The organism is Geobacter sp. OR-1, from assembly GCF_000813145.1.
Classification (GTDB): Bacteria; Desulfobacterota; Desulfuromonadia; order Geobacterales; family DSM-12255; genus Geoanaerobacter.
On the sequence record NZ_BAZF01000004.1, the window covers coordinates 104,656 to 126,741 of the forward strand.

At 54.9% G+C, this 22,086-nt stretch carries 26 protein-coding genes and 1 riboswitch; of the genes, 17 read left to right on the forward strand and 9 right to left on the reverse strand.

Features of this window, described 5'->3' with window-relative positions; genetic code table 11:
* The 5 genes from OR1_RS05565 to OR1_RS22725 form a co-directional block, all read right to left on the reverse strand.
* Nucleotides 1-885 (reverse strand): lysophospholipid acyltransferase family protein, encoded by an 885-nt coding sequence (locus OR1_RS05565; protein ID WP_041970558.1) that lies wholly within the window; start codon nt 883-885, stop codon nt 1-3.
* A 17-nt stretch (nt 886-902) separates the two neighbouring features.
* Entirely contained in the window at nt 903-2,279 is a 1,377-nt protein-coding gene (locus OR1_RS05570) for a radical SAM protein (protein ID WP_041970560.1), read from the reverse strand.
* Between the two features lie 7 nt (nt 2,280-2,286).
* Nucleotides 2,287-2,958, reverse strand: a complete 672-nt coding sequence (locus tag OR1_RS05575; RefSeq protein ID WP_041970561.1) for a glycosyltransferase family 2 protein — start codon at nt 2,956-2,958, stop codon at nt 2,287-2,289.
* On the reverse strand, nt 2,943-3,809 hold the full coding sequence (locus OR1_RS05580; RefSeq protein WP_237754233.1) for a polysaccharide deacetylase family protein: 867 nt from the start codon (nt 3,807-3,809) through the stop codon (nt 2,943-2,945). The genes OR1_RS05575 and OR1_RS05580 overlap by 16 nt, the downstream gene beginning before the upstream one ends.
* 171 nt (nt 3,810-3,980) lie before the next feature.
* Nucleotides 3,981-4,358 carry a hypothetical protein gene (locus OR1_RS22725; protein WP_237754234.1) on the reverse strand — a complete coding sequence of 126 codons (378 nt, stop codon included), beginning with the start codon at nt 4,356-4,358 and terminating at the stop codon, nt 3,981-3,983.
* Between the two features lie 79 nt (nt 4,359-4,437).
* On the opposite strand from OR1_RS22725, the gene OR1_RS05585 reads away from it, so the two are divergent.
* Complete coding sequence (locus tag OR1_RS05585) at nt 4,438-5,586, forward strand: sensor histidine kinase (RefSeq protein WP_237754235.1); 1,149 nt, start codon at nt 4,438-4,440, stop codon at nt 5,584-5,586.
* Nucleotides 5,587-5,629: 43 nt separating this feature from the next.
* Here the strand turns inward: OR1_RS05585 and OR1_RS05590 are convergent, their stop codons facing one another.
* Nucleotides 5,630-7,045 (reverse strand): sigma-54 dependent transcriptional regulator, encoded by a 1,416-nt coding sequence (locus tag OR1_RS05590; protein ID WP_041970563.1) that lies wholly within the window; start codon nt 7,043-7,045, stop codon nt 5,630-5,632.
* Nucleotides 7,046-7,543: 498 nt separating this feature from the next.
* On the opposite strand from OR1_RS05590, the gene OR1_RS05595 reads away from it, so the two are divergent.
* The 16 genes from OR1_RS05595 (at nt 7,544) to OR1_RS05670 (ending at nt 18,708) form a co-directional block, all read left to right on the forward strand.
* On the forward strand, nt 7,544-7,786 hold the full coding sequence (locus OR1_RS05595; protein WP_041970565.1) for a hypothetical protein: 243 nt from the start codon (nt 7,544-7,546) through the stop codon (nt 7,784-7,786).
* Between the two features lie 48 nt (nt 7,787-7,834).
* The gene (locus OR1_RS05600; RefSeq protein WP_041970566.1) at nt 7,835-8,245 is read left to right on the forward strand and encodes a response regulator; all 411 of its coding nucleotides are present in this window, start codon (nt 7,835-7,837) and stop codon (nt 8,243-8,245) included.
* Nucleotides 8,242-8,478 carry a hypothetical protein gene (locus OR1_RS05605; RefSeq protein WP_041970567.1) on the forward strand — a complete coding sequence of 79 codons (237 nt, stop codon included), beginning with the start codon at nt 8,242-8,244 and terminating at the stop codon, nt 8,476-8,478. The genes OR1_RS05600 and OR1_RS05605 overlap by 4 nt, the downstream gene beginning before the upstream one ends.
* Before the next feature lie 256 nt (nt 8,479-8,734).
* Nucleotides 8,735-9,256: a cytochrome c3 family protein gene (locus OR1_RS05610; RefSeq protein ID WP_041970568.1), complete on the forward strand. Its 522-nt coding sequence runs from the start codon at nt 8,735-8,737 to the stop codon at nt 9,254-9,256.
* Nucleotides 9,257-9,307: 51 nt separating this feature from the next.
* On the forward strand, nt 9,308-10,219 hold the full coding sequence (locus OR1_RS05615; protein ID WP_041970569.1) for a 4Fe-4S dicluster domain-containing protein: 912 nt from the start codon (nt 9,308-9,310) through the stop codon (nt 10,217-10,219).
* Nucleotides 10,220-10,222: 3 nt separating this feature from the next.
* Nucleotides 10,223-11,623 (forward strand): polysulfide reductase, encoded by a 1,401-nt coding sequence (locus OR1_RS05620; RefSeq protein ID WP_237754236.1) that lies wholly within the window; start codon nt 10,223-10,225, stop codon nt 11,621-11,623.
* Nucleotides 11,624-11,680: 57 nt separating this feature from the next.
* A complete protein-coding gene (locus OR1_RS05625) occupies nt 11,681-12,451 on the forward strand; it encodes a cytochrome c3 family protein (protein WP_041970571.1) in 771 nt (256 codons plus the stop codon).
* A gap of 131 nt (nt 12,452-12,582) precedes the next feature.
* Entirely contained in the window at nt 12,583-12,879 is a 297-nt protein-coding gene (locus OR1_RS23215) for a GSU3473 family protein (protein WP_370543330.1), read from the forward strand.
* Nucleotides 12,880-12,943: 64 nt separating this feature from the next.
* Nucleotides 12,944-13,480, forward strand: coding sequence for a cytochrome c3 family protein (locus OR1_RS05635; protein WP_052440276.1), 537 nt, complete (start codon nt 12,944-12,946; stop codon nt 13,478-13,480).
* 37 nt (nt 13,481-13,517) lie between these two features.
* Complete coding sequence (locus OR1_RS05640) at nt 13,518-14,333, forward strand: cytochrome c (protein WP_041970572.1); 816 nt, start codon at nt 13,518-13,520, stop codon at nt 14,331-14,333.
* On the forward strand, nt 14,330-14,869 hold the full coding sequence (locus OR1_RS05645) for a hypothetical protein (protein WP_041970573.1): 540 nt from the start codon (nt 14,330-14,332) through the stop codon (nt 14,867-14,869). The genes OR1_RS05640 and OR1_RS05645 overlap by 4 nt, the downstream gene beginning before the upstream one ends.
* 83 nt (nt 14,870-14,952) lie before the next feature.
* A riboswitch (TPP riboswitch) is annotated at nt 14,953-15,058 on the forward strand.
* A 47-nt stretch (nt 15,059-15,105) separates the two neighbouring features.
* On the forward strand, nt 15,106-15,303 hold the full coding sequence (gene thiS / locus OR1_RS05650; protein WP_041970574.1) for a sulfur carrier protein ThiS: 198 nt from the start codon (nt 15,106-15,108) through the stop codon (nt 15,301-15,303).
* Between the two features lie 2 nt (nt 15,304-15,305).
* Nucleotides 15,306-16,085, forward strand: coding sequence for a thiazole synthase (locus OR1_RS05655; RefSeq protein ID WP_041970575.1), 780 nt, complete (start codon nt 15,306-15,308; stop codon nt 16,083-16,085).
* Nucleotides 16,086-16,233: 148 nt separating this feature from the next.
* The gene (thiH, locus tag OR1_RS05660) at nt 16,234-17,382 is read left to right on the forward strand and encodes a 2-iminoacetate synthase ThiH (RefSeq protein ID WP_041970576.1); all 1,149 of its coding nucleotides are present in this window, start codon (nt 16,234-16,236) and stop codon (nt 17,380-17,382) included.
* Nucleotides 17,383-17,389: 7 nt separating this feature from the next.
* Nucleotides 17,390-18,058: a thiamine phosphate synthase gene (thiE, locus tag OR1_RS05665; protein ID WP_152609830.1), complete on the forward strand. Its 669-nt coding sequence runs from the start codon at nt 17,390-17,392 to the stop codon at nt 18,056-18,058.
* Complete coding sequence (locus OR1_RS05670) at nt 18,055-18,708, forward strand: fumarylacetoacetate hydrolase family protein (protein WP_041970577.1); 654 nt, start codon at nt 18,055-18,057, stop codon at nt 18,706-18,708. The genes thiE and OR1_RS05670 overlap by 4 nt, the downstream gene beginning before the upstream one ends.
* 6 nt (nt 18,709-18,714) lie before the next feature.
* On the opposite strand, the gene OR1_RS05675 is transcribed toward OR1_RS05670, so the two are convergent.
* The 3 genes from OR1_RS05675 to ppdK form a co-directional block, all read right to left on the reverse strand.
* Nucleotides 18,715-18,939, reverse strand: coding sequence for a hypothetical protein (locus tag OR1_RS05675; protein ID WP_162483606.1), 225 nt, complete (start codon nt 18,937-18,939; stop codon nt 18,715-18,717).
* A 76-nt stretch (nt 18,940-19,015) separates the two neighbouring features.
* The gene (locus tag OR1_RS05680; RefSeq protein WP_041970579.1) at nt 19,016-19,216 is read right to left on the reverse strand and encodes a cold-shock protein; all 201 of its coding nucleotides are present in this window, start codon (nt 19,214-19,216) and stop codon (nt 19,016-19,018) included.
* A 103-nt stretch (nt 19,217-19,319) separates the two neighbouring features.
* Entirely contained in the window at nt 19,320-21,983 is a 2,664-nt protein-coding gene (ppdK, locus tag OR1_RS05685; protein ID WP_152609832.1) for a pyruvate, phosphate dikinase, read from the reverse strand.
* Nucleotides 21,984-22,086: the final 103 nt, after the last annotated feature.

Below are 22,086 nucleotides of genomic sequence, written 5' to 3' on the forward strand. Positions count from 1 at the left end.
TCAGGTTGTTTCGTTCTGCCAATAATCGAAATAGGTATACCACTGGTCCGGGTAGCTCCTGATATACCGCTCGAAAACTGAAGCCAGCTGCTGGATCGCCTCCCTGACCGCCGCACGGTTGTCGCCCGGCCGCGGAGTCACATAGATCGGCTCGTCCATCAGCGTGGCATAGCGCCCCCCTTCAAGGGGGACGAAAACCGGGATGATCGGCGCACCGGTCGCCAGCGCCAGATAGGCGGCGCCTGCCGGGAGATCGGTCGGCAGGCCGAAAAAGTCTACCGTAATGCTGTTGGACGAACCGTCCCGGTCGCCGATGAGGCACAGGACCTCGTTCCTCCGCAGGGCATTGACCGCTTCCACGATCGCCAGCGGCGACGGGTCGTCCCGATCGACGTAGATCACGCCGATCCCGCGTTCTTCTCGTACCAGTCGCCGCTGGTCAGTAACCTTTTCATCCGGCTCCCGGAAAGTAAGAACCGTTATCCGGTAACCGAGGTCAGCAAGCCCCAGGCCGCCAAGCTCCCAGTTGCCGAAATGCGGCGAAACTAGGATGGCGCCGGTGCCTTTGGCCAGGGCATCCTCCATGGGGCGCGGATCGCTCCGCCTGCCGATCATCGCCTGCAACCGCTCGCCCCGGAGCCGGATCATCCTCATGATATCGGTCCAGTTGCGGCTATAGTGGCAATAGGAGGAAAGAACAACCGATTCCACGTCCCGCCGCCCCAGCACCACCCGCAGGTTGGCACGGATGCCGCGGCGCTGCTCGCCGGTAAAGCAGTAAAAGATCATGGCGGTCAGATAGGCGAACGGCGGCGTCAGCCAGCGCGGCACCATGATTGTGAACAGGTTGATAAAGAACAGGTTGATGCTGCTATAAAGCGCCAACGTCTTACCTCATGCCGTCAGCGCTGGCAGCGTTTCCGGGAATGCCGTTCCGTTCCGGAAAACTCCCGCTCCCATGCAGGGTCGGCAATCCCGGCATAAGAGGCCGAATATTCGTCCATCTGCGTCGCCAGGTCGGTGAAGATTTTCGCGGCACCGTCATGGGTCGGGTACGCTCCGGCAGTACCGAACAGCTCCCGTCCCGCATCAGGATGGTCGATGAGCATGCAGGGGCGCAGCAGGTTCTCGTGCTCTGCCTGCCGCTCCCGGATGGCCCGGAACAGCTTTGAGCCGAGCGCCTCGGCAATGGTGGTGCGGCGGATGTTGTCCACGGCAAAGTGACAAAAGACGCACGGCTCGATATCGCCGTTGGCGTTGATGTGAAAATACTTGCGGCCGCCGGCGATGCAGCCGCTGATGATCGGCCCGTCGTTCCAGAAATCGACGAACAGCATCGGCTTGGTGTCGCGGAATTCCGCGACCCTGGTCCGCAAAAGGTCCCGCTGCTCGGGGGTGGCCATCAGCTCCAGGCTCGGCTCCCGCCCCACCGGGACATAGGTGAAGAGCCAGAGGGCATAGACCCCCTTGTCCAGCAGCATGTCGATGTATTTCGCGTCGGTGATGATGTCGGTGTTCCGGCTGGTCTGGGTAAAGGAGCCGCAGAACGAAAGTCCCGCCCCTTTGAGCAGATCCATGGCGTGCATGACCTTCTGGAAATGACCGGCGCCCCGGCGGGCATCGGTTTCCGCCTCATACCCCTCCAGGGAGAAGGCGGGCATGACATTGCCCACTTCGATCAGTTTCTCCACCATCGCCTCGTCGATCAGGCCGCCATGGGTGAAGACCAGGAAAGCCATGTCCGAGTGCTTCCTGAACAGATCAAAGATATCTTTCTTGAAGAACGGTTCGCCTCCGGAAATGACGGCAAAATAGACCCCCATCTCCTTCATCTGGGTCAGGACCGAATCGACCTCATCGTTGCTCAGTTCCAGGGTCTTGGAGTAGTCGCCGGCATAACAGCCGTAACAAGAGAGGTTGCACTTCATGGTCAGGCTGATGACCACGGTCGACGGCGGATAGAAACCATGCCGGTCGGCCCATTCTTTCCGCTTGTTGGTGCCGGAGAGCAGGTGATTAACCGCCAGGTTGGTGATCCATTTGCTCCGCTGGTTGGGGTGAATATCCCGCAATATCCGGCGGGGGAATTCGATGCTCGGATGCCCGTCCCGGACGAGCTGCCGAATCCAGCGGATCCGCTCCTTGTAGTAATCTTTCTTGGGAATCATCTCCATCAGGTGCGTCATCCGCGCCAGGTTCTCGTTCGAGGAACTGGTGGCCATGGAGAGGAGGAGGGAGACGATCTTCTCGGTCGTATAGTTTTTCAGGCTCTGCAGCATGGTGTTCTCACTGGGGTATGCTGTATTTTAAAAATGTCATGCATATTCGCCAGGTGTCTCTTACCGGGCGAAAATGGCTTGTTGACCGGCCATCGGCAACCCTGGCCGCCACCGGAACGGAACCGATCGAAAAACCGGCCTTCCAGGCCTTGACCAAAACTTCCATCTCCAATTCATAACCTTTGCTCGCGAGAGTCACTGCGCGCAACATCCGGGCCGAGTAGACGCGGAATCCGGACTGGCTGTCGTCGATCTCGAATCCGGTCCGTTTTCTCATGCACCAGGCCCCGAACCGGTTCCAGTGGCGCCTCAAGCCCGCCATCTCCCGGAATTGGGAGTAGCGCGACGCCAGCAGCAGGTCGAGCCCGTTTCCACTGGCGATTTCGATCATTGGTCGAATCGCGGTCGGGTCGTGCTGGCCATCGGAATCCAGGGTTACAACATATTCAAACCCATGGGCAAGCGCCCAATCAAACGCGGTACGAAGGGCCATCCCCTTCCCCTGATTCCGGTCATGCCTGATGAGGTTTACCGGCAGACCGGCAATCCTTTGGGCTGTTCCGTCGGTTGAACCGTCGTCCACCACCAGGAGCGGGAACCCCTGCTGCAGCGTCTCCCGGACAACCGCCTCAATGGTTTTTTCCGAATTGTATGCGGGTATTACTACGCAGATCCCCAATTAGCCACCATCTCGCCGAGGGTTATGAACCTGAACCGGCTCAGCAGCCGTGATAACCGCTCCATGGCGTCTTTTCTGGGGCCGTAGACAACGAACTCCCGAAAGCGGGACATCGGCAATCTCGGCCCGGCCGGATCCAGCTCGCGGGGGTGGAGAAAAAACACTGCCGGAGCCCCGCCCGAGTTGAGGCTGCAAACCGTGTTCTCGATCATCCGGAACGGGAAGAACCGGAATCCCCACCCCCCGCCGGTGGGCAAATTACCCAGCAACGACGGAGTCACCAGTGGCGGGATCTCCCATATATCCCCTCGATCGCGCCTTATTCTCCAGGGAGTGCGTGACCCGGCCCTGTCCCCCACAAACGGTAACGGGTTGCAGCTGGAATCGTAACGATACCCCTCTTCGATGAGAATATCAAATGCCCATGGCATCCTCGCATGCGAAAGCGACCATTGGGGAGCGCGAAAACCTTCCGGCCGGCGGCCGGTGAGATGCTCGAGGATATCGGCAGTCCTGCGCAGTTCATCCCGGAATGCCGCCGGATCCAGGCTGCCCACCAGTGAATGGGAGTAGCCATGGGATGCTATCTCATGCCCCCGGGCAGCAATTTCGGCGACAACACCGGGCTCATCAGCTGCCAGTGAACCAAGGACAAAAAAGGTTGCCTTGAGCTTACCGGCGTCAAGGACCGCAAGCAGTCTTTCAACATTACCCCGTACCCGTCTTGCGCAAGAAAGGGGTTCAATCCCGTCAACGCCGCAAACATGGAACCATTCTTCGACATCAACGGTGATGGCGTTGAAAACCGGCGCATCAGCAATCGGAATCTTGTTCATTAATCGTTGAAACATACCAATTCACGGACTGAAAAGTCAAGGACTGCATATAAACCTATGCGAAACCAGGGGGGTGAAAAATCCTGATCCTGCCGAACATATCGATTCTCCAACAACCATTACGCCGGCTGTCCCGTAGCAAGCGCAGAAAGGAGTTGACCGGGATTCAATTCTGTATAACATTAATCAAAATTTATCACTCTTCAAGGAGCGCTGGTGTATTTCAGCCTCATTACAAAAATCGCCATTGCCACAAGCATCGTCCTGCTTGTCTGCATGGTCGTATTTACTCAGCTGAACTTCAACAACCTCAAGAAGCTCATTATCGAAGAGGCGGTAGCGGACAGCGACCGCCTTTCGGAAACCATCATCAGCAGCACCCATAACCAGATGTTGGAGAACAACCTGTTCGGGGTCTTCCAGATGATCCGGGAGATCGGGAAGCAGAAGGGTGTTATCCATATAAGGCTGATCAGCAAGACCGGCAGAATTATCTATTCCACCGATGAGAACGAAATCGGACAACTGCTCGACAAGAGAACCGAAGCCTGCAACATGTGCCACGAAACCGAGACCCCCCAAGTGGACCTGCCCAGGATGAACAGAAGCAGAGTTTTTTATCGATTCAAACGGTCAGGAAGTCATGGGACTGGCCAAGGCGATCTACAACTCCGAAAAATGCTACACCGCGGCCTGCCACTTCCATCCCGAATCATTCAAGATCCTGGGAGTCCTGGATGTCATCACTTCTCTGGAGCCGATGCGTGAACTGATGGCATCATACCGTTACAAGCTCGGCGCGGTGACGGTTCTGATAATAGGCGCCCTCTGGGCAAGCATCACGTTTTTTCTGATGATCTTTGTCAACCGGCCGATTAAGCAGCTCCTGTACCAGATCAGAATGATGTCGCGAGGCGAACTGGGTGGCACGGTCCCAACCTTTTCCAGTTACGAACTTGCCGTACTCTCGGATTCATTCAACCGGATGACCCAGAACCTGAGAAAGGCGCGCAGTGAACTCGAAGACTGGGCACACACTCTGGAACTGCGCGTTGAAGACAGGACCAACGAGCTGAAAAAGGTGCAGAACCAGCTGGTGCGATCGGAAAAACTCGCCTCTCTCGGTGAGCTGGTTGCCGGGATTGCGCACGAGATCAATAACCCGCTGACCGGCATCCTGATGTATGCCTCTCTGGTGCTGCATGATGAAAAACTGAATCCGGCACTGAAAAGCGATATTGCGATAATAGTAAGGGAAACCGAGCGCTGTGCCCGGATCGTAAGCGGATTGCTGGATTTCTCCAGGGAAAAGACCCCCAAGAAAAAGCTGTGCTCTATCCCGGCAATAATGGAGGCAACGCTTGGACTGGTTAGGAGCCAGTCCATCTTTCTCAATATCAATATTCAAACCGAATTTGCACCGGACTTACCCGATATTGCCGTCGATCCGAACCTTATCGAACAGGTATTCGTCAATATGGTTCTGAATGCCGGCCAGTCGATGCATGATGGCGGTAAACTGGGACTTCGGATCGGAACCACTGAAGACGGCAAATATATCCTTGTGGAGATCTCCGACACCGGATGCGGCATACCCGAAGCAAATCTCAAGAAGATCTTTGATCCGTTTTTCACTACCAAGGAGAACAAGGGCACCGGTCTCGGCCTTTCGGTTTCATACGGCATTATCGAGAGTCACGGCGGGATGATAGAAGTTTCGAGTGAGGTGGGAAAAGGAACTACATTCACAATCATGCTTCCGGTCGATCAGGAGATCAAGCCAGCAAACTAAACCCTGGGAACCATACAACGCAAGCAATACTAACGCATCCAAATCACATCTGATTCCTAATTGACACCCCCAGTTTTTTCAGCAAGGCCTGAAAATTCGGTCGCAACATCCCGGTTTCTTCGGCTGCACGCGTGACATTCCAATTGTTCCGTTTAAGCGCGTTGATCACAAAGGCCTTCTCAACCGGCTCAATGGCCTTTTCCCGGATCTGCCTCTTTGTCTCCTTCAGTTCCTCGAGGTTCTGAGGGACATGATCATCGTCAACTGCGGCATGGTGCATTTCGTTTTGAGGTGAAAGTTCCAGGTCATCCCGCTCGATAAGCGGGGTGGCAGTCAACACCACGGCACGCTCGATAATATTTTCCAGCTCTCTGACATTGCCGGGAAACGGGTATTCTTCGAGAAAGGATATGACGTCAGGGGTAACACCGCGAATCTCCTTGCCAAGTTCTCCGGCAAACTGCTTTACGAAATGGCTGATGAGAAGCGGCACATCTCCTTTTCGCTCCCGTAACGGCGGGAGATCGATCGGGATGATATTGAGCCGGAAAAACAGGTCTTCACGGAAGCTGCCATCGGTAATCATGGTCCGGAGATTCTTGTTTGTTGCGGCAACCAGCCGGATATCGATCGGAATCGGTTGCGTCCCCCCTATCGGCGTAACTTCCCTCTCCTGCAGGACTCGCAACAGCTTGGCCTGCGTGGTGAGGCTGATATTGGAAATCTCGTCCAGAAACAGGGTGCCGCCGTCAGCGACCTTAAAGAGCCCGGTTTTGGTCTGAACCGCCCCGGTAAAAGACCCTTTCACATGGCCAAACAGTTCGCTTTCGAGCAGGTTTTCAGCCAAGGTCGTGCAGTCTATTGCCACAAACGCCTGCTCCCGGCGCGGACTGTTGCTGTGAATCGAGCGCGCTACCAACTCCTTGCCGGTGCCGCTTTCGCCGCTCACCAAAACCGTACTGTCGGTCGGCGCAACCTGCATTATGCGTCGATAGACCTTCTGCATCTCTTTGCTCTTGCCGATAAAACAGTCGAACCCGCTGGTATCACGCAATTCTTTGCGCAGATACATATCGTCGATAAGCACAACCCGTTCTTCGATCGCCTTGCTGGCTTTGGCAAGGATCTCATCAGGAGTGAACGGCTTGGGGATATAATCTGCCGCGCCGCTTTTCATGGACTCAATGGCGTTGTCGATTGCCGCGTACCCGGTAATCAGGATGACCGGGACCTCCGGCTGAAGGATCTTAATGGACTTCAGGACTTCTATGCCGTTCATCCCCGGCATCTTTAGATCGGTGATGACCAGATCGAATTCATGCTCCTGCATCCGTTCGATCGCCGAGTATCCGGAAGCAAAGGTCTCCACCGCATACCCGGCGCCATCAAGTATACGTTTCATCCCTTCCCTGATTACCGCCTCATCATCCACTACCAGGACTTTTTTGACATCAGTCATGAAACCCCACCTCAGCGATTCGTAGTGATTCTCGTATTCCAGGGACAGCAGTTTATTCAAAGCAAATAATTAATCAATGTTTATGTTATTTCCGCTTCTTCCCGGTGTCAACATAAAATAAGACTTCATTTGTCAAAAACACGTCCAGCCCAAGGGTAAAAGCATTTTTATCCAATGTATTCAGGCAATTATAAATTTGACTGCTATGTACAAATTAATTATACACCCAAAACACCCAATTGTTTTTCCCTTATATTTTAGCAAGTTAGAAACCGATCACCCTCCCACCGGAAAACCGTGGCAATGAATAGGCGTATACAATTTAGATACACTCGCGCCCGGGAAAGAAGGTGACATTTAAACGCTTAAATTAAAATATGCCCACAGAACAGCCAGTTAAAGACAATGAATTAATCGTGATTAATATTGGTACGCATACTGCAAAACAAGTGACATCAGACACAAAGTACAAACGCTGCAATAACAAAGGAGGAGGCCATGAAACCCGCGATCAAAAAAACCTTAGCAATGTCCCTCTGCAGCGCCACCTCGGCATTTGCAGCAAGCGGTGCCGAGAGCGACGAAACCGGACTCTTCTTCTGGCTGTTCATCGGGTTCGCAGCAATGATCATCGCCTTTCAGTTTCTGCCGGGGATCATGATGTTTTTCGGCATGGCTAAAGGGCTGTTCTCATCCGGCGCAAAGGAGCCGGCAGTAGCAAAAGAAGGAAAAAAGCATTAACCGGGGCAGGAAATTGAATCATTACCGACTAAAGAGAGGAGAACGACCATGCAAGGTGTGCTGATCGCAGATGACAACCTCGATTCACGCAAACTGATGGCCGATCTTTTCATCGAAGCTGGGTATGACGTCACCGTCACCAATTCAGCCGCGACCGTGCTGCACGGCATTCTGAAAAAATCGGCCCAGGTGGTACTGATCGGCAATGAATTCGACGAAGTGGCCGCAGCCGACCTTATCCCCATACTGAAGAAGTGCAACAGGGAATTGACCATCATTTTCGTATCCAGCGATGCATCGCTCTCTCTCATCCGCAAACTGAGGAATGAGGGGATTTTCTACCATGCACTGCCGCCATTGGAGCCGACGGACCAGCAGGAGTTGAAACAGGCCGTGGAATGTGCCTTCGAAACTATCCGCAGCCAACATCATAGTAACAAGAAAGGAGATACACCATGAAAACGACACGTCTTGCGACAACAACAGTGCTGCTATGGCTGGCAATGTTCGGTGATGCCTTTGCAGTAACGACCACCAGGGTTTACAGCAGCGGAATCTTTGTTCTCGGTTTTCTGGCATTTTGCGCGTTGGTCGTCGTCGTTCAGCTGATCCCGGCAATCATGACCCTGTGGGGGATGCTGAAAGGCGCGGCTGAAAACTCAAAAGCCACCAAGGCCGAAGTCAAGGAATAGATCTTTCAAGAAAGGGGGGCGTGTCATGCTAGAGTTTTTCCAACAAATCGGAGAAGTAAAATCGGTCTACACATTGGTTGATTTCTATCAGTACATCAAAGGAGTGGAATACCTTATTTGCGTAGCCTTTTTCGTAGGGTTCCCGCTTCTGTACCGGCACATTCACAGCCAGAAGGACAAATAGCTCCTGACGAATGGGCTAACGACGGAGAGCTGATTCAAAGAGAACAGCCATTTTAATGCCAAGGAGAATACTATGCGCACTGCCTGCACATGGATAATGCTAGCGATAGCAACTGTAACGATAACCCTTTCGCTGCCGCAGAAAGCTGCGGCAATTCCGGACAAGATTGATATCGGTTCCCTTGAAGCTCTGTACAAAAAAGTAAATTTTGACCACGCCGCCCATATCAAGACCATTTACGACTGTGCCGTCTGCCATCACCACACGACAGGAGCACTGGTAACGGACCCGAACTGCGTCCGCTGCCACAAGACCAGCAATCCGACCAAAGATGTAGCATGCCGGAACTGCCACAGGAAAGACCCATTTTCTGCTGACGTTATGAACGAGAAGTTGAACCCGAACCGCTATCACAACGACATCCCGGGGCTAAAAGGGGCATATCATCAGAGTTGTCTCGGATGTCACAAAAAGATGAACGGGCCGACAGGCTGCCAGGACTGCCACAAGCGCAAGCCAGAAGGTGACGCCATGTTCAATGCCGGCGAATTCGCACCCAAGAAACCGGCAGGTAAAGGGCATGGCGGCCACTAGAACGCCGGAGCATCGATTGAATCCAAATCTCAAACAAGGAGAACAGGACATATGAAACGGAGAGATTTCCTCAAAGGATGCTTGATGTGCAGCGCTGCAGCAGCGGTAGGAACAGGCAGTAAGGCCCAGGCAGCCGGATCATTTGAAGGATACCCTGATGCAATGGGAGTCCTGGTTGACCTGACCCGTTGCGTAGGATGCAGAAGCTGCGAAGCAGCATGCAACAAGGAGCAGAGGCTCCCGGAACCGGACGTGCCGTTCGATGACACTTCCGTCTTTGAAGAAAAGCGCCGCCCGACCGAACGGGCATACACAGTTGTCAACAAATATGAAACCGGACAAGGCGAACCCGTCTATCGCAAGATACAGTGCAATCACTGTAATGAGCCGGCCTGCCTGACTTCGTGTTTCGTAAACGCCTATACCAAGACGAAAGAGGGAGCGGTTATCTACAATCCGAAGATCTGCGTCGGATGCCGTAACTGCATGATCGCCTGCCCATTCAACGTCCCCGGCTACAGTTACTCCAGCGCCTTCAACCCCGTAGTAAAAAAATGCATCTTCTGCCACGACACAAGACTAAAGAACGGAAGGCCTCCGGCATGCGTCGAAGCCTGCCCGCAGGAAGTCTTGACGTTCGGCAAACGCGCAGACCTCATCAAATTGGGCCATGAGCGTATACGTGAGACCCCGACACGTTACTACGACAAGATATACGGAGAAAAGGAAGTTGGCGGAACCGGCTGGCTCTACCTTTCCAGCGTTCCGTTCGACAAGGTAGGCTTTGACACGACCCTGCAGAACGAACCGATCATATCGAACGTGAAGGACTTCCTGGGCATGGTGCCGATGGTCCTGGCCATCTGGCCGGCCCTCTTCACCGGCGTCCATCTGCTTTCGACCAAGAACAAGGACGGCCATGACGATCATGATGATTCTCATAATGGGACAGGGGGGCACTAGGCCATGAAACAATATCTCAAAGCAAAAGGAAACAGCGTAGAACATGTCGATGCGCTCCATCGCAACTCTGACGGGCGCAAATGGACCTTCATGGAAAAGCTCCTTTTGGGGCTGACTCCCAAAGAATACCTGCAACAGGCATTGAAGAACCCGTTCAACTGGATACTTGCCGTCATTTTCGCCATCGGCATACCGATAATGATCGGCCGTTTCATATTCGGCCTCTCTTGGGTAACCCACAGCTCCTGTGACTACCCCTGGGGGCTGTTCCTCGGATTCGGCCTGTTCGCCATGGTTCCACTTTCTTCGTCAGGGTTCCAGCTTGGCACCGCCTGCGAGGTCTTCGGTCGCCACGATCTGGAGCCGATAGAGCGGCTGGCGCTCCTTAATGGTCTGCTCGGCTACTTCTTCGCCGTCATGTTCCTCCTCTTCGACCTCGGTCAACCCTGGCGCCTCCCCTACCCGATGATCGTCGCCTTTGGCCCGGCAGCAGTCCTCTTCCTCGTCGCCTGGCACGTTGCCACCTACCTCTCGGTCCAGATCGCCGAAGTTTCACAAGGCTTCTTCGAGTGGATGGGGTGGCCGGCCGGCAAGAAGGCAGTCCGCAAGATCACGCTCGGTCTCACGGTCTCCGGCATCATCCTCTCGACACTCCATCAGGGGGCCTTGGGCGCTCTCTTCACCTATGCGCCGGGCAAGGTCCATCCGCTCTGGTACTCGGCATCGTTCCAATGGCTGCACTTCTTCGTCTCCTCGATCCCCGGCGGACTCTGCATGGTTATAGTTGTCAGCACCATTGCTGCCAAGACCATGTCGTGGCGCTTTGACGACCGCTTCAAGACCAATCTCGACAAACTGACGATCTCCCTGGCAAAAGGTGCCACCATGGGTCTGGCAACCTACCTGACCATCAAGCTGATCGGCGTCGCCCATGACAACAAGTGGGAATACATCGCCACCGGCTGGGGCGCATGGTATGTGGCAGAGATCATGTTCGGCGTCATTGCCCCGCTGGCGATTTTCACCTATTCCATCAAGAACGGCAAGGTTGGCCTGATCCGTTTCGGCGCCTGGCTCACGGTCCTGGGCGTTGTCCTGAACCGACTGAATACTGCCATGATCACCTTCAACTGGAGACTTCCCGAACGGGAGATTCCGCACTGGCGGGAAGCAATCATCGCGATCACCCTGTACTCCGTCTACATTGTTACCTACCGCTTCATCCTTTACAGGCTGCCGATCTTCTACAAGTTCAAGACCGTTGAAGTCCCGGTTGAAGCAACAGCGGGCGTGAGAGAGACCGTCTCTCTGATCGAAGAAAACGATCTCCCTGATGCGGCCTGCGCCAAGGAGTCGATCTCCTTGTCGGGACGCCGGCTATCAGGAATTGAGACCGCCAACTGAGAACAGCAACCGGCTGTAGGATTCCGGACAGCCAAGAACGTACACAGGAGAAGACCGATGAAATCATGCCGGATAGCAACCGTTCTTGCCATGCTGGTCTTTGGAGCAACGTCGGCAGGGGCGTTAGAGCTTAAGGATATTACCTACAATACCGAAAATGCGGGCAAAGTGGTCTTCAGCCACAAGAAGCATCTGGAAAAGAAGCCGCGTCGAGACCCGCTACAATGCAAGGCGTGCCACGAAAACGGGAAAAAAGCCCCTGAAAAAGCCAACATGGCCGGGATGGAAAAGGGGAAATCCTGCGGCGCCTGTCACAACGGACGCGGTGCGTTTGCCCTTGCGTCCTGCACCCGCTGCCACAAGGTACGCGAGGTCAGTATCAATGTGAAGCAGACCGGACCTGTTGTTTTCAGCCACCAGAAACATCTGAAAAAATACCAGGATTGCGCAAAGTGTCACAACGCACTGTTCAAGACCGGGAAGAATCCACACGTAACCATGGCGGCAATGGGAAAAGGTGAATCCTGCGGGGCATGCCACACCGGCAAACAGGCATTCCCCCTGAGCGATTGCCAGAAATGCCACCCTTATCGTGACAAATCCTACAAGGTCAAGGACGCGGGCAACGTAGTTTTCAGCCACAAGGCCCATCTGGATATGTCCTTTTCCTGCCAGGATTGCCATGACACGGTTTACAAGCCGGGGAAAGGGAATCCGAAAGTCTCCATGACCGAAATGGAAAAGGGGAAATCCTGCGGCGCCTGCCATAACGGCAAAAAGGCATTTAACGTAACATCCGATTGCGCGACATGCCACAAGAGCTCATAATTATCCAAACATTTTGCAGGCAGCGAATGTAATGGCGCGGGCCGCGATCTGTTTACCTCTGAGGCAAACTGGTCCCGGCCCGCATTTTTTTCATAACACCACTTATCGTTTACATATTAGCAGGAGGAACCATGCTGATACAGGTAGTATATGCCGATAAGAAAATTGGGGTGGTCGCTCAGGATACCCTTGACCGGCTGATAGAACACAAAGCCATTGCCGCTTTTCGCCGGCTCGATGCGTGGGTCATAATCGGAAAAGACCGGATCAGAAAGACCGGTAGATTTTATGACGGCCCGGAAAGAAGGACCTCGGGAATGGGAGCTGATCTCCGGGGACAATCTTCCCGGCCGAATCATTCAATTACTCCTCGCAACACACATTCAGGAAAACCGCTGGGTGAAAACAGATTTTCAGATAAAATTTGACTAACCTAATCACTCCTCCTATAATCTGCGGGTTAAAATACAGATTTGCGTCAAGGAGGAGACGATGCTCTCGAGAACCATACTCTGCTGCCTGGCCCTGTGTTGCCTTACTGCAACCGCGCAGGCTATTACCATCAAGAATATAACTTATACGACCAAATCTGCCGGAACAGTCGTGTTCGATCATGGTTATCACCTGAAGCAGGCCGCTATCAATAATAACTGCAAGGCCTGCCACAGTGCGATCTTCGACATGAAAAAGCGCTCCCACTCGACCATGGCCGAGATGGAAAAGGGGAAATCCTGCGGTGCATGCCATGACGGAGCCAAGGCTTTCCATGTCAGGGAATGCGTCCGCTGCCATAAGGCAAAGGAAGTGACCCTCGTGGTAAAAGGGGCGGGTAACGTTCAGTTCAGCCACAAGTCGCACACCGCTAGAAACAGCTGCAATGATTGCCATACAAAGATTTTCGGGACCAACAGAAACAAGAAGCCGGCTACCATGTCCGACATGGAACAGGGTAAATCGTGCGGCGCCTGTCATAACGGCAAGAAGGCGTTCCCTGTGACGGCCAACTGTGCAGAATGCCACAAGATGTAGACTTGGGTCAAAATAACCGCGTCAACAGGACTCAGCCATGTTCAAAACTCTCGCCGCTCAAGCGATCATTCCGGTGACCATCGCGATTACCGGCTTTGTCGTCATCTGCTGTATCCTCCTATACTCGGTTATGAAATCGGATCTGGTCAACGATGCGGTCACATATTCCAACGGGTTGGCCGACACTATCGTCAAATCGACCCGCTACGCCATGCTGAAAGAGGATCGCGAGACCGTAAGCCGGATAATAACCAATGTAAGCGAACAGAAAGGGTTGGAACACACCAGGATATTCAACAAGAAAGGATCGATAATCTTTTCTGGCAATAATAATGAGGTCGGCCACCTGGTGGACAAGAAGACTGCCGGTTGCGTGGAGTGCCATGACGGTCCGGTGCCCAAGGCAACTTTGGGCGATATGCAGAAGGCACGCCGGTTTGTGGATGAACGCGGTGTCGAGGTCCTCGCCATAACCGCCCCGATTTACAATGAACCAGAATGCTATAATGCGCCCTGCCATGTCCACCCTCAGGAGCAGAAGGTGCTCGGCACTCTCGACATCGGGCTGTCGGTGCCGATCCTCCTCAAGAATCTGCCGGTAATGCGCGGGAGGATGGTGGTTTTCAGCCTGCTGGTGCTGATCCTTAGCGTAGGTGGCGTTGCTGCGCTGCTCTGGCGCAATGTATTCCTGCCGGTACGTCTGCTTGGCGAATATGTGGAACGGTCCGCCAAGGGAGAGGTCCCTCCGGAACTGCCCCACTGCGGTCCTGAGCTTGCAGCATTGGCTGAAAATATCCGAATCATCGTGCACCGAAGCGAAAGCGAACCGAACCCAGACAACCCTTCAAAATGATCAATGAACCTGCCGTAAACGATGAAAGAGGGACTCAGGCCGCAAATGACTTCGACCGGCTGCGGCGGGAAAGCCTTGCCCGGATTAGTCGTCTACAGCGAAAATCAGGGAACGGTCCCTTATGCCTTGCCCTTTTTTTGGCGATCAGCATCGTTGCCCAACAGGATTTTTCCGTAATCCCTTCTCTTCCGGACGAAGTCAGAGACATGCTGGGGCGTCCCCCCTCCCCTAATATGATCAGCGCCGCACTGGTGCTTTACAGCTTTTCGGCCATAATTCTCGTGTTGACCAGAATGGTGAGCAGCTCGGAAAAATACGGCGGGATTGCCCATGTCGGATACCTCTCCGCCTTCTACATGTTTTATCATTTTTCCAACGCGCTTCACGACAACTTCTGGGCGGTTTTTGCCGCTGGCATGACCGTCATGATGCTCGAAAGCTATCACCTCTGGACCCTCTGCGGCTACGAGATCCGCAAGGAAAAGGCTTACATTGAGCAGCTTGACCGTAAAGAGAAATCCGGTTTCAATTTCTAGATCTCGCGGAATTCCCGGCGAGAAATGCATTGACACCGTACATTCCTCCTGCTAGGTTACAGTCGCTAATACAACTGCAGGACCATGCACGCTAGGGGAGTTCAGACGAACTGAGATGAGACCACAGGTCTCAAACCCTTTGAACCTGATCCGGGTAATGCCGGTGTAGGGAAGCGGAACAACGGGATATATCTATTACCGGCCGCTTTGCGGCCTTTTTTCGTTGGAGATCGAAAATGCGGCTGAGTGTTAACGGGGAAGTAAAGGAAACCGGTTGCAGCACGGTCAGCGAACTCCTGCAGAGCCTGCAGATCGAGCCGGGGCATGTTGCCGTGGAGCTAAACCTGGCGATTATCCCGAAACAGCAGTACGAAACCATGACCCTGAATGACGGCGACCGGATTGAAATCGTCCATTTCGTCGGTGGAGGCTGAACATGAATCCCCTCAATGATGCGCTGGTCATCGCCGGACGCTCCTTCAATTCCCGTCTGCTGGTCGGAACCGGGAAATTTTCGTCCAATGCCGCAATGGTTGAGGCAATGCAATATTCCGGCAGCGAGATTGTTACGGTCGCCCTCCGGAGGGTTGATATCGGCAACCCGGACGACAGCATCCTGTCGCATATCGACCGGAACAAATATCTGCTTCTGCCCAACACCAGCGGCGCCCGCGACGCAGAGGAGGCGGTCAGGCTTGCCCGGTTGTCACGCGCTGCCGGTTGTGATCCCTGGGTGAAATTGGAGGTAACTCCTGACCCTTATTACCTGCTTCCCGACCCGATCGAAACGCTCAAGGCCGCTGAAATCCTTGTCAAAGAGGGTTTTACCGTGCTCCCTTACATCAACGCCGACCCGGTGCTGGCCAAGCGACTGCAGGAAGCCGGCACGGCGACCGTCATGCCGCTGGGCGCACCAATCGGGACCAATCGGGGGATCAGGACCAGGGACCAGATTGCAATCATCATTGAGCAGGCTATTGTGCCGGTTGTGGTGGACGCAGGTCTCGGCGCCCCCTCCCATGCTGCCGAGGCAATGGAGATGGGAGCAGATGCAGTCCTCGTGAATACCGCTCTAGCAGTCACTCCTAATCCCGGACTCATGGCCGCAGCCTTCCGCAAAGGCGTGGAAGCCGGCCGCGAGGCCTTTCTCGCCGGTCTCGGGGAGCAGCGCCAGAAGGCCGAGGCATCGAGTCCGTTAACCGGATTTCTGGGGTGATGGCTTCGCCAAAAGTCCATCTGCTGCGTTACGCTCAACCTTCGTCACTGCGACGTAGCCTCCGGCTACGACTCATTCCTCAGGTTTTCGCAAGCCTTGCAGCTGGAGCTTTTTGCTGTGCCATATTAAGCCAAATAAGGATATTGACATGAGTTTTCTTGACGAAATCCTGAAATACCCGACAGACGAGGTGTTATCCCGCATTGAGGCCAAATCCGGTGCCGATGTCGAACAGGCGCTCGGTTTGGAACGGCTCCGCGTGGACGATTTCATGGCGCTCTTGTCCCCTGCCGCCGCACCTTACCTCGAAACAATGGCCGGGAAGGCCCACAGGCTCACCAGACAGAGGTTCGGGAACAATATCCTCATGTACGCCCCGCTTTACCTATCCAACCTCTGCACCAACGGCTGCCTCTACTGCGGCTTCAATGCCACCAACAAGGTGCCGAGACAGACTCTTGCATTCGACGAGATCGAGAGAGAGGCGCAGGTGCTCTATGACCGCGGCTTCCGCCACATCCTGCTGGTAACCGGCGAAGCCCCCCATGCGGTGAACAATGACTACCTCGCGGAAGCGGCGCAACGGATCAGGCACCTGTTCAGCTCGATCGCCATAGAGGTCTATCCGATGGAGGAATCCGGCTACCGGCAGATGGTAGAAGCCGGGGTCGATGGCCTGACAATCTACCAGGAAACCTATGACCGGACACTGTACGCCGATATGCACCCGTTCGGCAGGAAGCGGGATTATTCGTTCCGGCTGCTCGCCCCGGAAAGGGGTGGCGCTGCGGGCCTGCGCCGGATAGGTATTGGCGCCCTTCTCGGCCTGGGGCATTTCCGGGTGGAGAGTTTTTACACCGGGTTGCATGCCCTGTACCTGTCCAGGCACTATTGGCGCAGCCACCTGAGCGTTTCGTTTCCACGGATGCGGCCCGCAGAAGGGGGATTCGCCCCTCTGCACCCGGTCTCGGACCGGGAGTTCGTCCAGCTGATCTGTGCCCTCCGCCTGTTGCTCCCCGATGCCGGCCTGGTCATGTCCACCCGCGAGAGCGCAACCCTCCGCGACAACCTGCTGCCGCTCGGGATAACCCAGATGAGCGCCGGTTCCTGCACCTCTCCCGGCGGCTACGCCGGCCCCGAAGAGAGCACCCGTCAGTTCAATATCGATGACGACCGGAGTGCTGCCGAGGTCGAGGAGATGATACGGAGCAAGGGGTATGAAGCGGTCTGGAAGGATTGGGACCGGGCTTTCCTGGATCGAGCAACGCCATATGCCACCTCTGACGCGGCACTCTGACCACGGCATCATGCCGGTTGATTTCGATCTTTACCTGATAACCGACCGCCACCAGGCCAAGAGCGCCAACCTGCTTGAGACGGTGGAAGCAGCCCTTCAAGGCGGGGTCAGGGCGGTCCAGCTCAGAGAAAAAGATCTGCCCCCTGCTGAACTGTATGAATTGGCAGAGGCTCTGCGTCAGTTGACCGGCCGTTTCCAGGCCCGTCTGTTCATCAATGACCGGGTGGATATTGCGGTTACGGTTGGTGCCGACGGGGTCCATCTGGGGGAAAAGAGCATTCCGGTTCAGGCCGCTCGGGGGATTCTGGGCCAGGCAAAACTGATAGGCGTCTCGTGCCACTCTCTTGCAGGAGCAAGGTCGGCAGAAGCTGCCGGAGCTGACTTCATAACCTTCGGTCCGGTATTTTTCACCCGATCAAAAGCGATCTACGGCGATCCGCTCGGCCCGGAAAAACTTGCTGCAGCAGCTGGGCTCAATATACCGGTGTTCGGACTCGGCGGCATTACCGAAGGCAACATCCGGCAGGTACTGGATGCCGGAGCCAGTGGCATCGCGCTGATATCCGCCATAATTGCCGCTGACCAGCCGCAACAGGCAACAACAACCATTCTAGGGGCGATACGGCACGCACGGCAGCCGGTTCACAGCCTCGGGACAAAGGAGCAATTACCATGAAAACCGCTCGCATCTCATCCGGTCAAGAGTTCACAGTCGGCAAGATCCTCTGCATCGGCCGGAACTATGTCGATCATATCCACGAACTCGGCAACGAGGTCCCCACGGCACCGGTGATCTTCATGAAACCGGCCAGTTCGGTCATATCCGAAGGGGAGCGGATTGTCATACCTTCTTACTCCAACGATTGTCATCACGAAGGGGAACTGGCGGTTCTGATCGGCAAAACCGGGAAGGATATCCCGCTGGATAAGGCGCTGGATCATGTTGCCGGCTACGGAGCGGCAATTGACCTGACCCTGCGGGATGTGCAGGCCGAGCTGAAGAAAAAGGGACTTCCGTGGGACATTGCCAAGGGGTTTGACACTGCCTGCCCCCTGTCGGATTTCGCCCCTGCCGAGTTGGTGCCGGACCCACAGCTGCTGCAGGTCCGGCTCTCGGTCAACGGGGAGATCCGCCAGAACGGGCCGACAGCTTTGATGATCAACCCGGTCGCCAACATCATCTCTCACCTCTCGACCATCTTTACCCTGGAACCCGGGGATGTCATCCTTAGCGGCACCCCTGCAGGTGTAGGACGGATAGTCTCAGGCGACAGGTTGCTGGCAGAAATACCGGGTGTGGCAAGAATCGAAGTGTCGGTGGCTTAAGAACCGCTATCTGGCCTTTCCGAGTTCAGCCAGGCGTGCCTCGGCTTTCTTTGCCAGTTCACTCCCCGCATGCTTCTGAATTATCTCCTGATAAAGCTTTGCCGCATGTTCCCGGTTCCCCTGCTTTTCCTCGAACTGCGCCGTATCGAACAGCTCCTTCCCCTTTTCGCCGGCGCATCCGGCCAGTGTGGAAAAAGCAAGCATAACTAAAAGTGCCAATCTCACCAACATAGCGATCTCCTTACCCATATTATAAGAAAAGGCCACGGTTTCCCGTGGCCTCTGTCGACGGCATAGAGTATTCCGGCTAGGCCTTGGTCACATTGGCGGCCTGAAGCCCTTTGGCCCCCTGCACAATGTCGAAAGTAACCTTCTGACCTTCGGCCAGGCTCTTGAAACCATCCCCCTGTATTGAGGAAAAGTGCACGAAAACATCCTCGCCATTCTCCTGTTCTATGAAACCAAACCCCTTGCTGTCATTAAACCACTTAACCACGCCGTTTGCCATTACTGCCTCCTTCTGACCTTAGCAACTGCAAGAAATCGGGCGCACCTGTGTCCGCAGATTAGAGACTATTTACACCGGAGTTAATACGGTGTCAAGCGGATTTTCATGCTGAAGCCAATACCGCATGGGCAGCTGCCAGACGGGCAATGGGCACCCTAAACGGCGAACATGACACGTAATCCAGCCCAACGTTGTGGCAGAAGATTACCGATGCCGGATCGCCGCCGTGCTCACCACAAATACCGAGCTTGATTCCCGGCCGCGTGGACCGCCCCAGTTCACAGGCCATTTTCACCAGCTTGCCGACACCGTTCTGGTCAAGAGACACAAACGGGTCTTCCGGGAGCAGGTTGGTTTCCACATAGAACGGCAAGAATTTGCCGGCGTCGTCGCGGGAAAGACCGAAGGTTGTCTGCGTAAGGTCGTTGGTTCCAAAGGAGAAGAATTCCGCTTCAGTTGCGATCTCATCAGCGGTAAGGGCAGCGCGCGGCAGCTCGATCATGGTGCCGATCAGGTATTCCAGCTTCACACCGTAGCTTGCCATCACCTCTTCACAGATGGCTACGGCATTAGCCCGCAACACTGTCAGTTCGGAAACCGTTGCGATCAGCGGGATCATGATCTCGGGTACGATACTGAACCCTTCATTTTTGACCAGTTCGCAGGCAGCCTCCATAATTGCCTGCACCTGCATGTCGTAGATCTCAGGATAGGTAAGACCGAGACGGCAACCGCGATGGCCGAGCATCGGGTTGAATTCATGCAGGAACTCGACCTTGTGCTTCAACTGCTGGGTGGTGACGTTCAAGGTATTGGCCAGCGTTTCAATGTCCTTCTCTTCACTGGGAAGGAATTCGTGCAGCGGCGGGTCAAGCAGGCGAATGGTTACCGGCAGACCTTTCATTTCCCTGAAGATGCCGACAAAGTCCCCTTTCTGCATCGGCAGAATCTTGGCCAGCGCCTTCTGCCGCCCTTCCAGGTCTTCGGCAAGGATCATCTCCCGTACCGCCATGATCCGGTCGGCTTCAAAGAACATATGCTCCGTGCGGCAAAGCCCGATCCCTTCGGCCCCGAACTCTCTGGCAACCCTGGAATCGTTGGGGGTGTCCGCATTGGTCCGGACCTTGAGCCGGCGATGCTTGTCAACCCAGCTCATCAGCGTGGCAAAATCTCCGGTGAGCTGAGGCGGCACTGTTGCCACCGCCCCTTGGATCACCTCTCCGGTGGAACCGTCCAAGGTAATGAGATCCCCTTTCTTGATCACTACGCCATGACGGGCAGTGAAAGACTGGCTGCTATAATCAACCTTGAGGTCGCCGCACCCGGCAACGCAACATTTACCCATGCCGCGGGCCACAACCGCCGCATGCGAGGTCATCCCCCCTCTCGCAGTCAGAATCCCCTGGGCGGCATGCATACCGTGAATATCCTCAGGGCTGGTCTCAACCCGGACAAGAATGACTTTCTGGCCGTTGCGGGCAAGCAATTCTGCCTCGTCCGCAGTAAACACCGCAGTACCCGAAGCAGCGCCGGGAGAGGCGGGGAGACCCTTGGCAATGACCTTTTTGGCGGCCTTCGGATCCAGTGACGGGTGCAGGAGCTGGTCAAGCTGCGACGGCTGAACCCTCAATATTGCGGCCTTTTCGTCAATAAGCCCCTCTTTGACCATGTCGACGGCAACCTTGATGGCAGCACAGGCAGTACGCTTGCCGTTCCGGGTCTGCAGCATGTAGAGCTTACCTTTTTCAATGGTAAACTCGATGTCCTGCATGTCCTTATAGTGCTTCTCCAGAATCTGGCGGATACCGGCAAGCTGCTGATAGCATTCCGGCAGCACCTCTTCCATTGCCGGCAAATCGCCGTCCTTTTTCTGATGCAGATTGATCGGCTGCGGCGTTCTGATCCCGGCCACGACATCCTCACCCTGGGCATTCACCAGGTACTCGCCATAAAAGTAGTTGTCGCCGGTTGAGGGGTCGCGAGTGAACGCCACGCCGGTTGCGCAGTCATCCCCCATGTTGCCGAAGACCATTGATTGGACGTTTACGGCTGTACCCCATTCCGCAGGGATGTTATTCAGCTTGCGGTAGGTGATAGCGCGCTGGTTCATCCAGGAGCCGAAAACTGCGCCGATTGCCCCCCACAACTGTTCCTGCGGGTCCTCGGGGAAATCCTGTTCCAGAACCTCCCTGATCTTTGCCTTGAACGCGGCAACAAGATCCTTCCAGTCGGCTGCGGTCAGCTCGGTGTCCAGGTGCACGCCCTTCTCTTCCTTCTTCTGCTCAAGCAGGTGCTCCAGCGCCTCCTTATCCATCCCCATGACCACGTCCGAATACATCTGGACAAAACGGCGGTAGGCATCATAGGCAAAACGCTCATCGCCGCTCTGGGCGATGATCCCCTGAACCGTGGTATCGTTGAGCCCGAGGTTGAGCACCGTATCCATCATCCCCGGCATCGACGCGCGCGCCCCGGAACGAACCGAAACCAGCAGCGGGTTCTTGGCATCGCCAAAAGTCCGCCCCATAAGTTGCTCCACCTCTTTCAGGTTTGCCGCAACCTCTTCCCTGAGACCGGCAGGGTAGTTCTTGTCGTTATTGTAGAATTCGGTACAGACCTCGGTGGTAATGGTGAACCCCGGCGGTACGGGGAGGCCGATGCTGGTCATCTCTGCCAGGTTGGCCCCTTTCCCGCCCAACAGGTTTTTCATGTCTGCCCTGCCGTCGGCTTTGCCGTTTCCGAAGAAATAAACGAATTTTGCCATGATGCCCAACCTCCCTTTTTAGTTACGGTTAAAACCGTTTAGCAAAAATTAATAGCGTTTTAATGATAATCAATACTGTTTAGTAAAAATAAAGCCTGTAAACAAA

Coding starts and splice junctions, on each gene's coding strand:
- OR1_RS05570 (WP_041970560.1), bottom strand. CDS start 2,279: ATGCTGCAGAGCCTGAAAAACTATACGACCGAGAAGATCGTCTCCCTC.
- OR1_RS05580 (WP_237754233.1), bottom strand. CDS start 3,809: ATGTTTCAACGATTAATGAACAAGATTCCGATTGCTGATGCGCCGGTT.
- OR1_RS05585 (WP_237754235.1), top strand. CDS start 4,438: ATGGGACTGGCCAAGGCGATCTACAACTCCGAAAAATGCTACACCGCG.
- OR1_RS05590 (WP_041970563.1), bottom strand. CDS start 7,045: ATGACTGATGTCAAAAAAGTCCTGGTAGTGGATGATGAGGCGGTAATC.
- OR1_RS05595 (WP_041970565.1), top strand. CDS start 7,544: ATGAAACCCGCGATCAAAAAAACCTTAGCAATGTCCCTCTGCAGCGCC.
- OR1_RS05600 (WP_041970566.1), top strand. CDS start 7,835: ATGCAAGGTGTGCTGATCGCAGATGACAACCTCGATTCACGCAAACTG.
- OR1_RS05605 (WP_041970567.1), top strand. CDS start 8,242: ATGAAAACGACACGTCTTGCGACAACAACAGTGCTGCTATGGCTGGCA.
- OR1_RS05610 (WP_041970568.1), top strand. CDS start 8,735: ATGCGCACTGCCTGCACATGGATAATGCTAGCGATAGCAACTGTAACG.
- OR1_RS05615 (WP_041970569.1), top strand. CDS start 9,308: ATGAAACGGAGAGATTTCCTCAAAGGATGCTTGATGTGCAGCGCTGCA.
- OR1_RS05620 (WP_237754236.1), top strand. CDS start 10,223: ATGAAACAATATCTCAAAGCAAAAGGAAACAGCGTAGAACATGTCGAT.
- OR1_RS05625 (WP_041970571.1), top strand. CDS start 11,681: ATGAAATCATGCCGGATAGCAACCGTTCTTGCCATGCTGGTCTTTGGA.
- OR1_RS23215 (WP_370543330.1), top strand. CDS start 12,583: ATGCTGATACAGGTAGTATATGCCGATAAGAAAATTGGGGTGGTCGCT.
- OR1_RS05635 (WP_052440276.1), top strand. CDS start 12,944: ATGCTCTCGAGAACCATACTCTGCTGCCTGGCCCTGTGTTGCCTTACT.
- OR1_RS05640 (WP_041970572.1), top strand. CDS start 13,518: ATGTTCAAAACTCTCGCCGCTCAAGCGATCATTCCGGTGACCATCGCG.
- OR1_RS05645 (WP_041970573.1), top strand. CDS start 14,330: ATGATCAATGAACCTGCCGTAAACGATGAAAGAGGGACTCAGGCCGCA.
- thiS (WP_041970574.1), top strand. CDS start 15,106: ATGCGGCTGAGTGTTAACGGGGAAGTAAAGGAAACCGGTTGCAGCACG.
- OR1_RS05655 (WP_041970575.1), top strand. CDS start 15,306: ATGAATCCCCTCAATGATGCGCTGGTCATCGCCGGACGCTCCTTCAAT.
- thiH (WP_041970576.1), top strand. CDS start 16,234: ATGAGTTTTCTTGACGAAATCCTGAAATACCCGACAGACGAGGTGTTA.
- OR1_RS05670 (WP_041970577.1), top strand. CDS start 18,055: ATGAAAACCGCTCGCATCTCATCCGGTCAAGAGTTCACAGTCGGCAAG.
- OR1_RS05675 (WP_162483606.1), bottom strand. CDS start 18,939: ATGTTGGTGAGATTGGCACTTTTAGTTATGCTTGCTTTTTCCACACTG.
- OR1_RS05680 (WP_041970579.1), bottom strand. CDS start 19,216: ATGGCAAACGGCGTGGTTAAGTGGTTTAATGACAGCAAGGGGTTTGGT.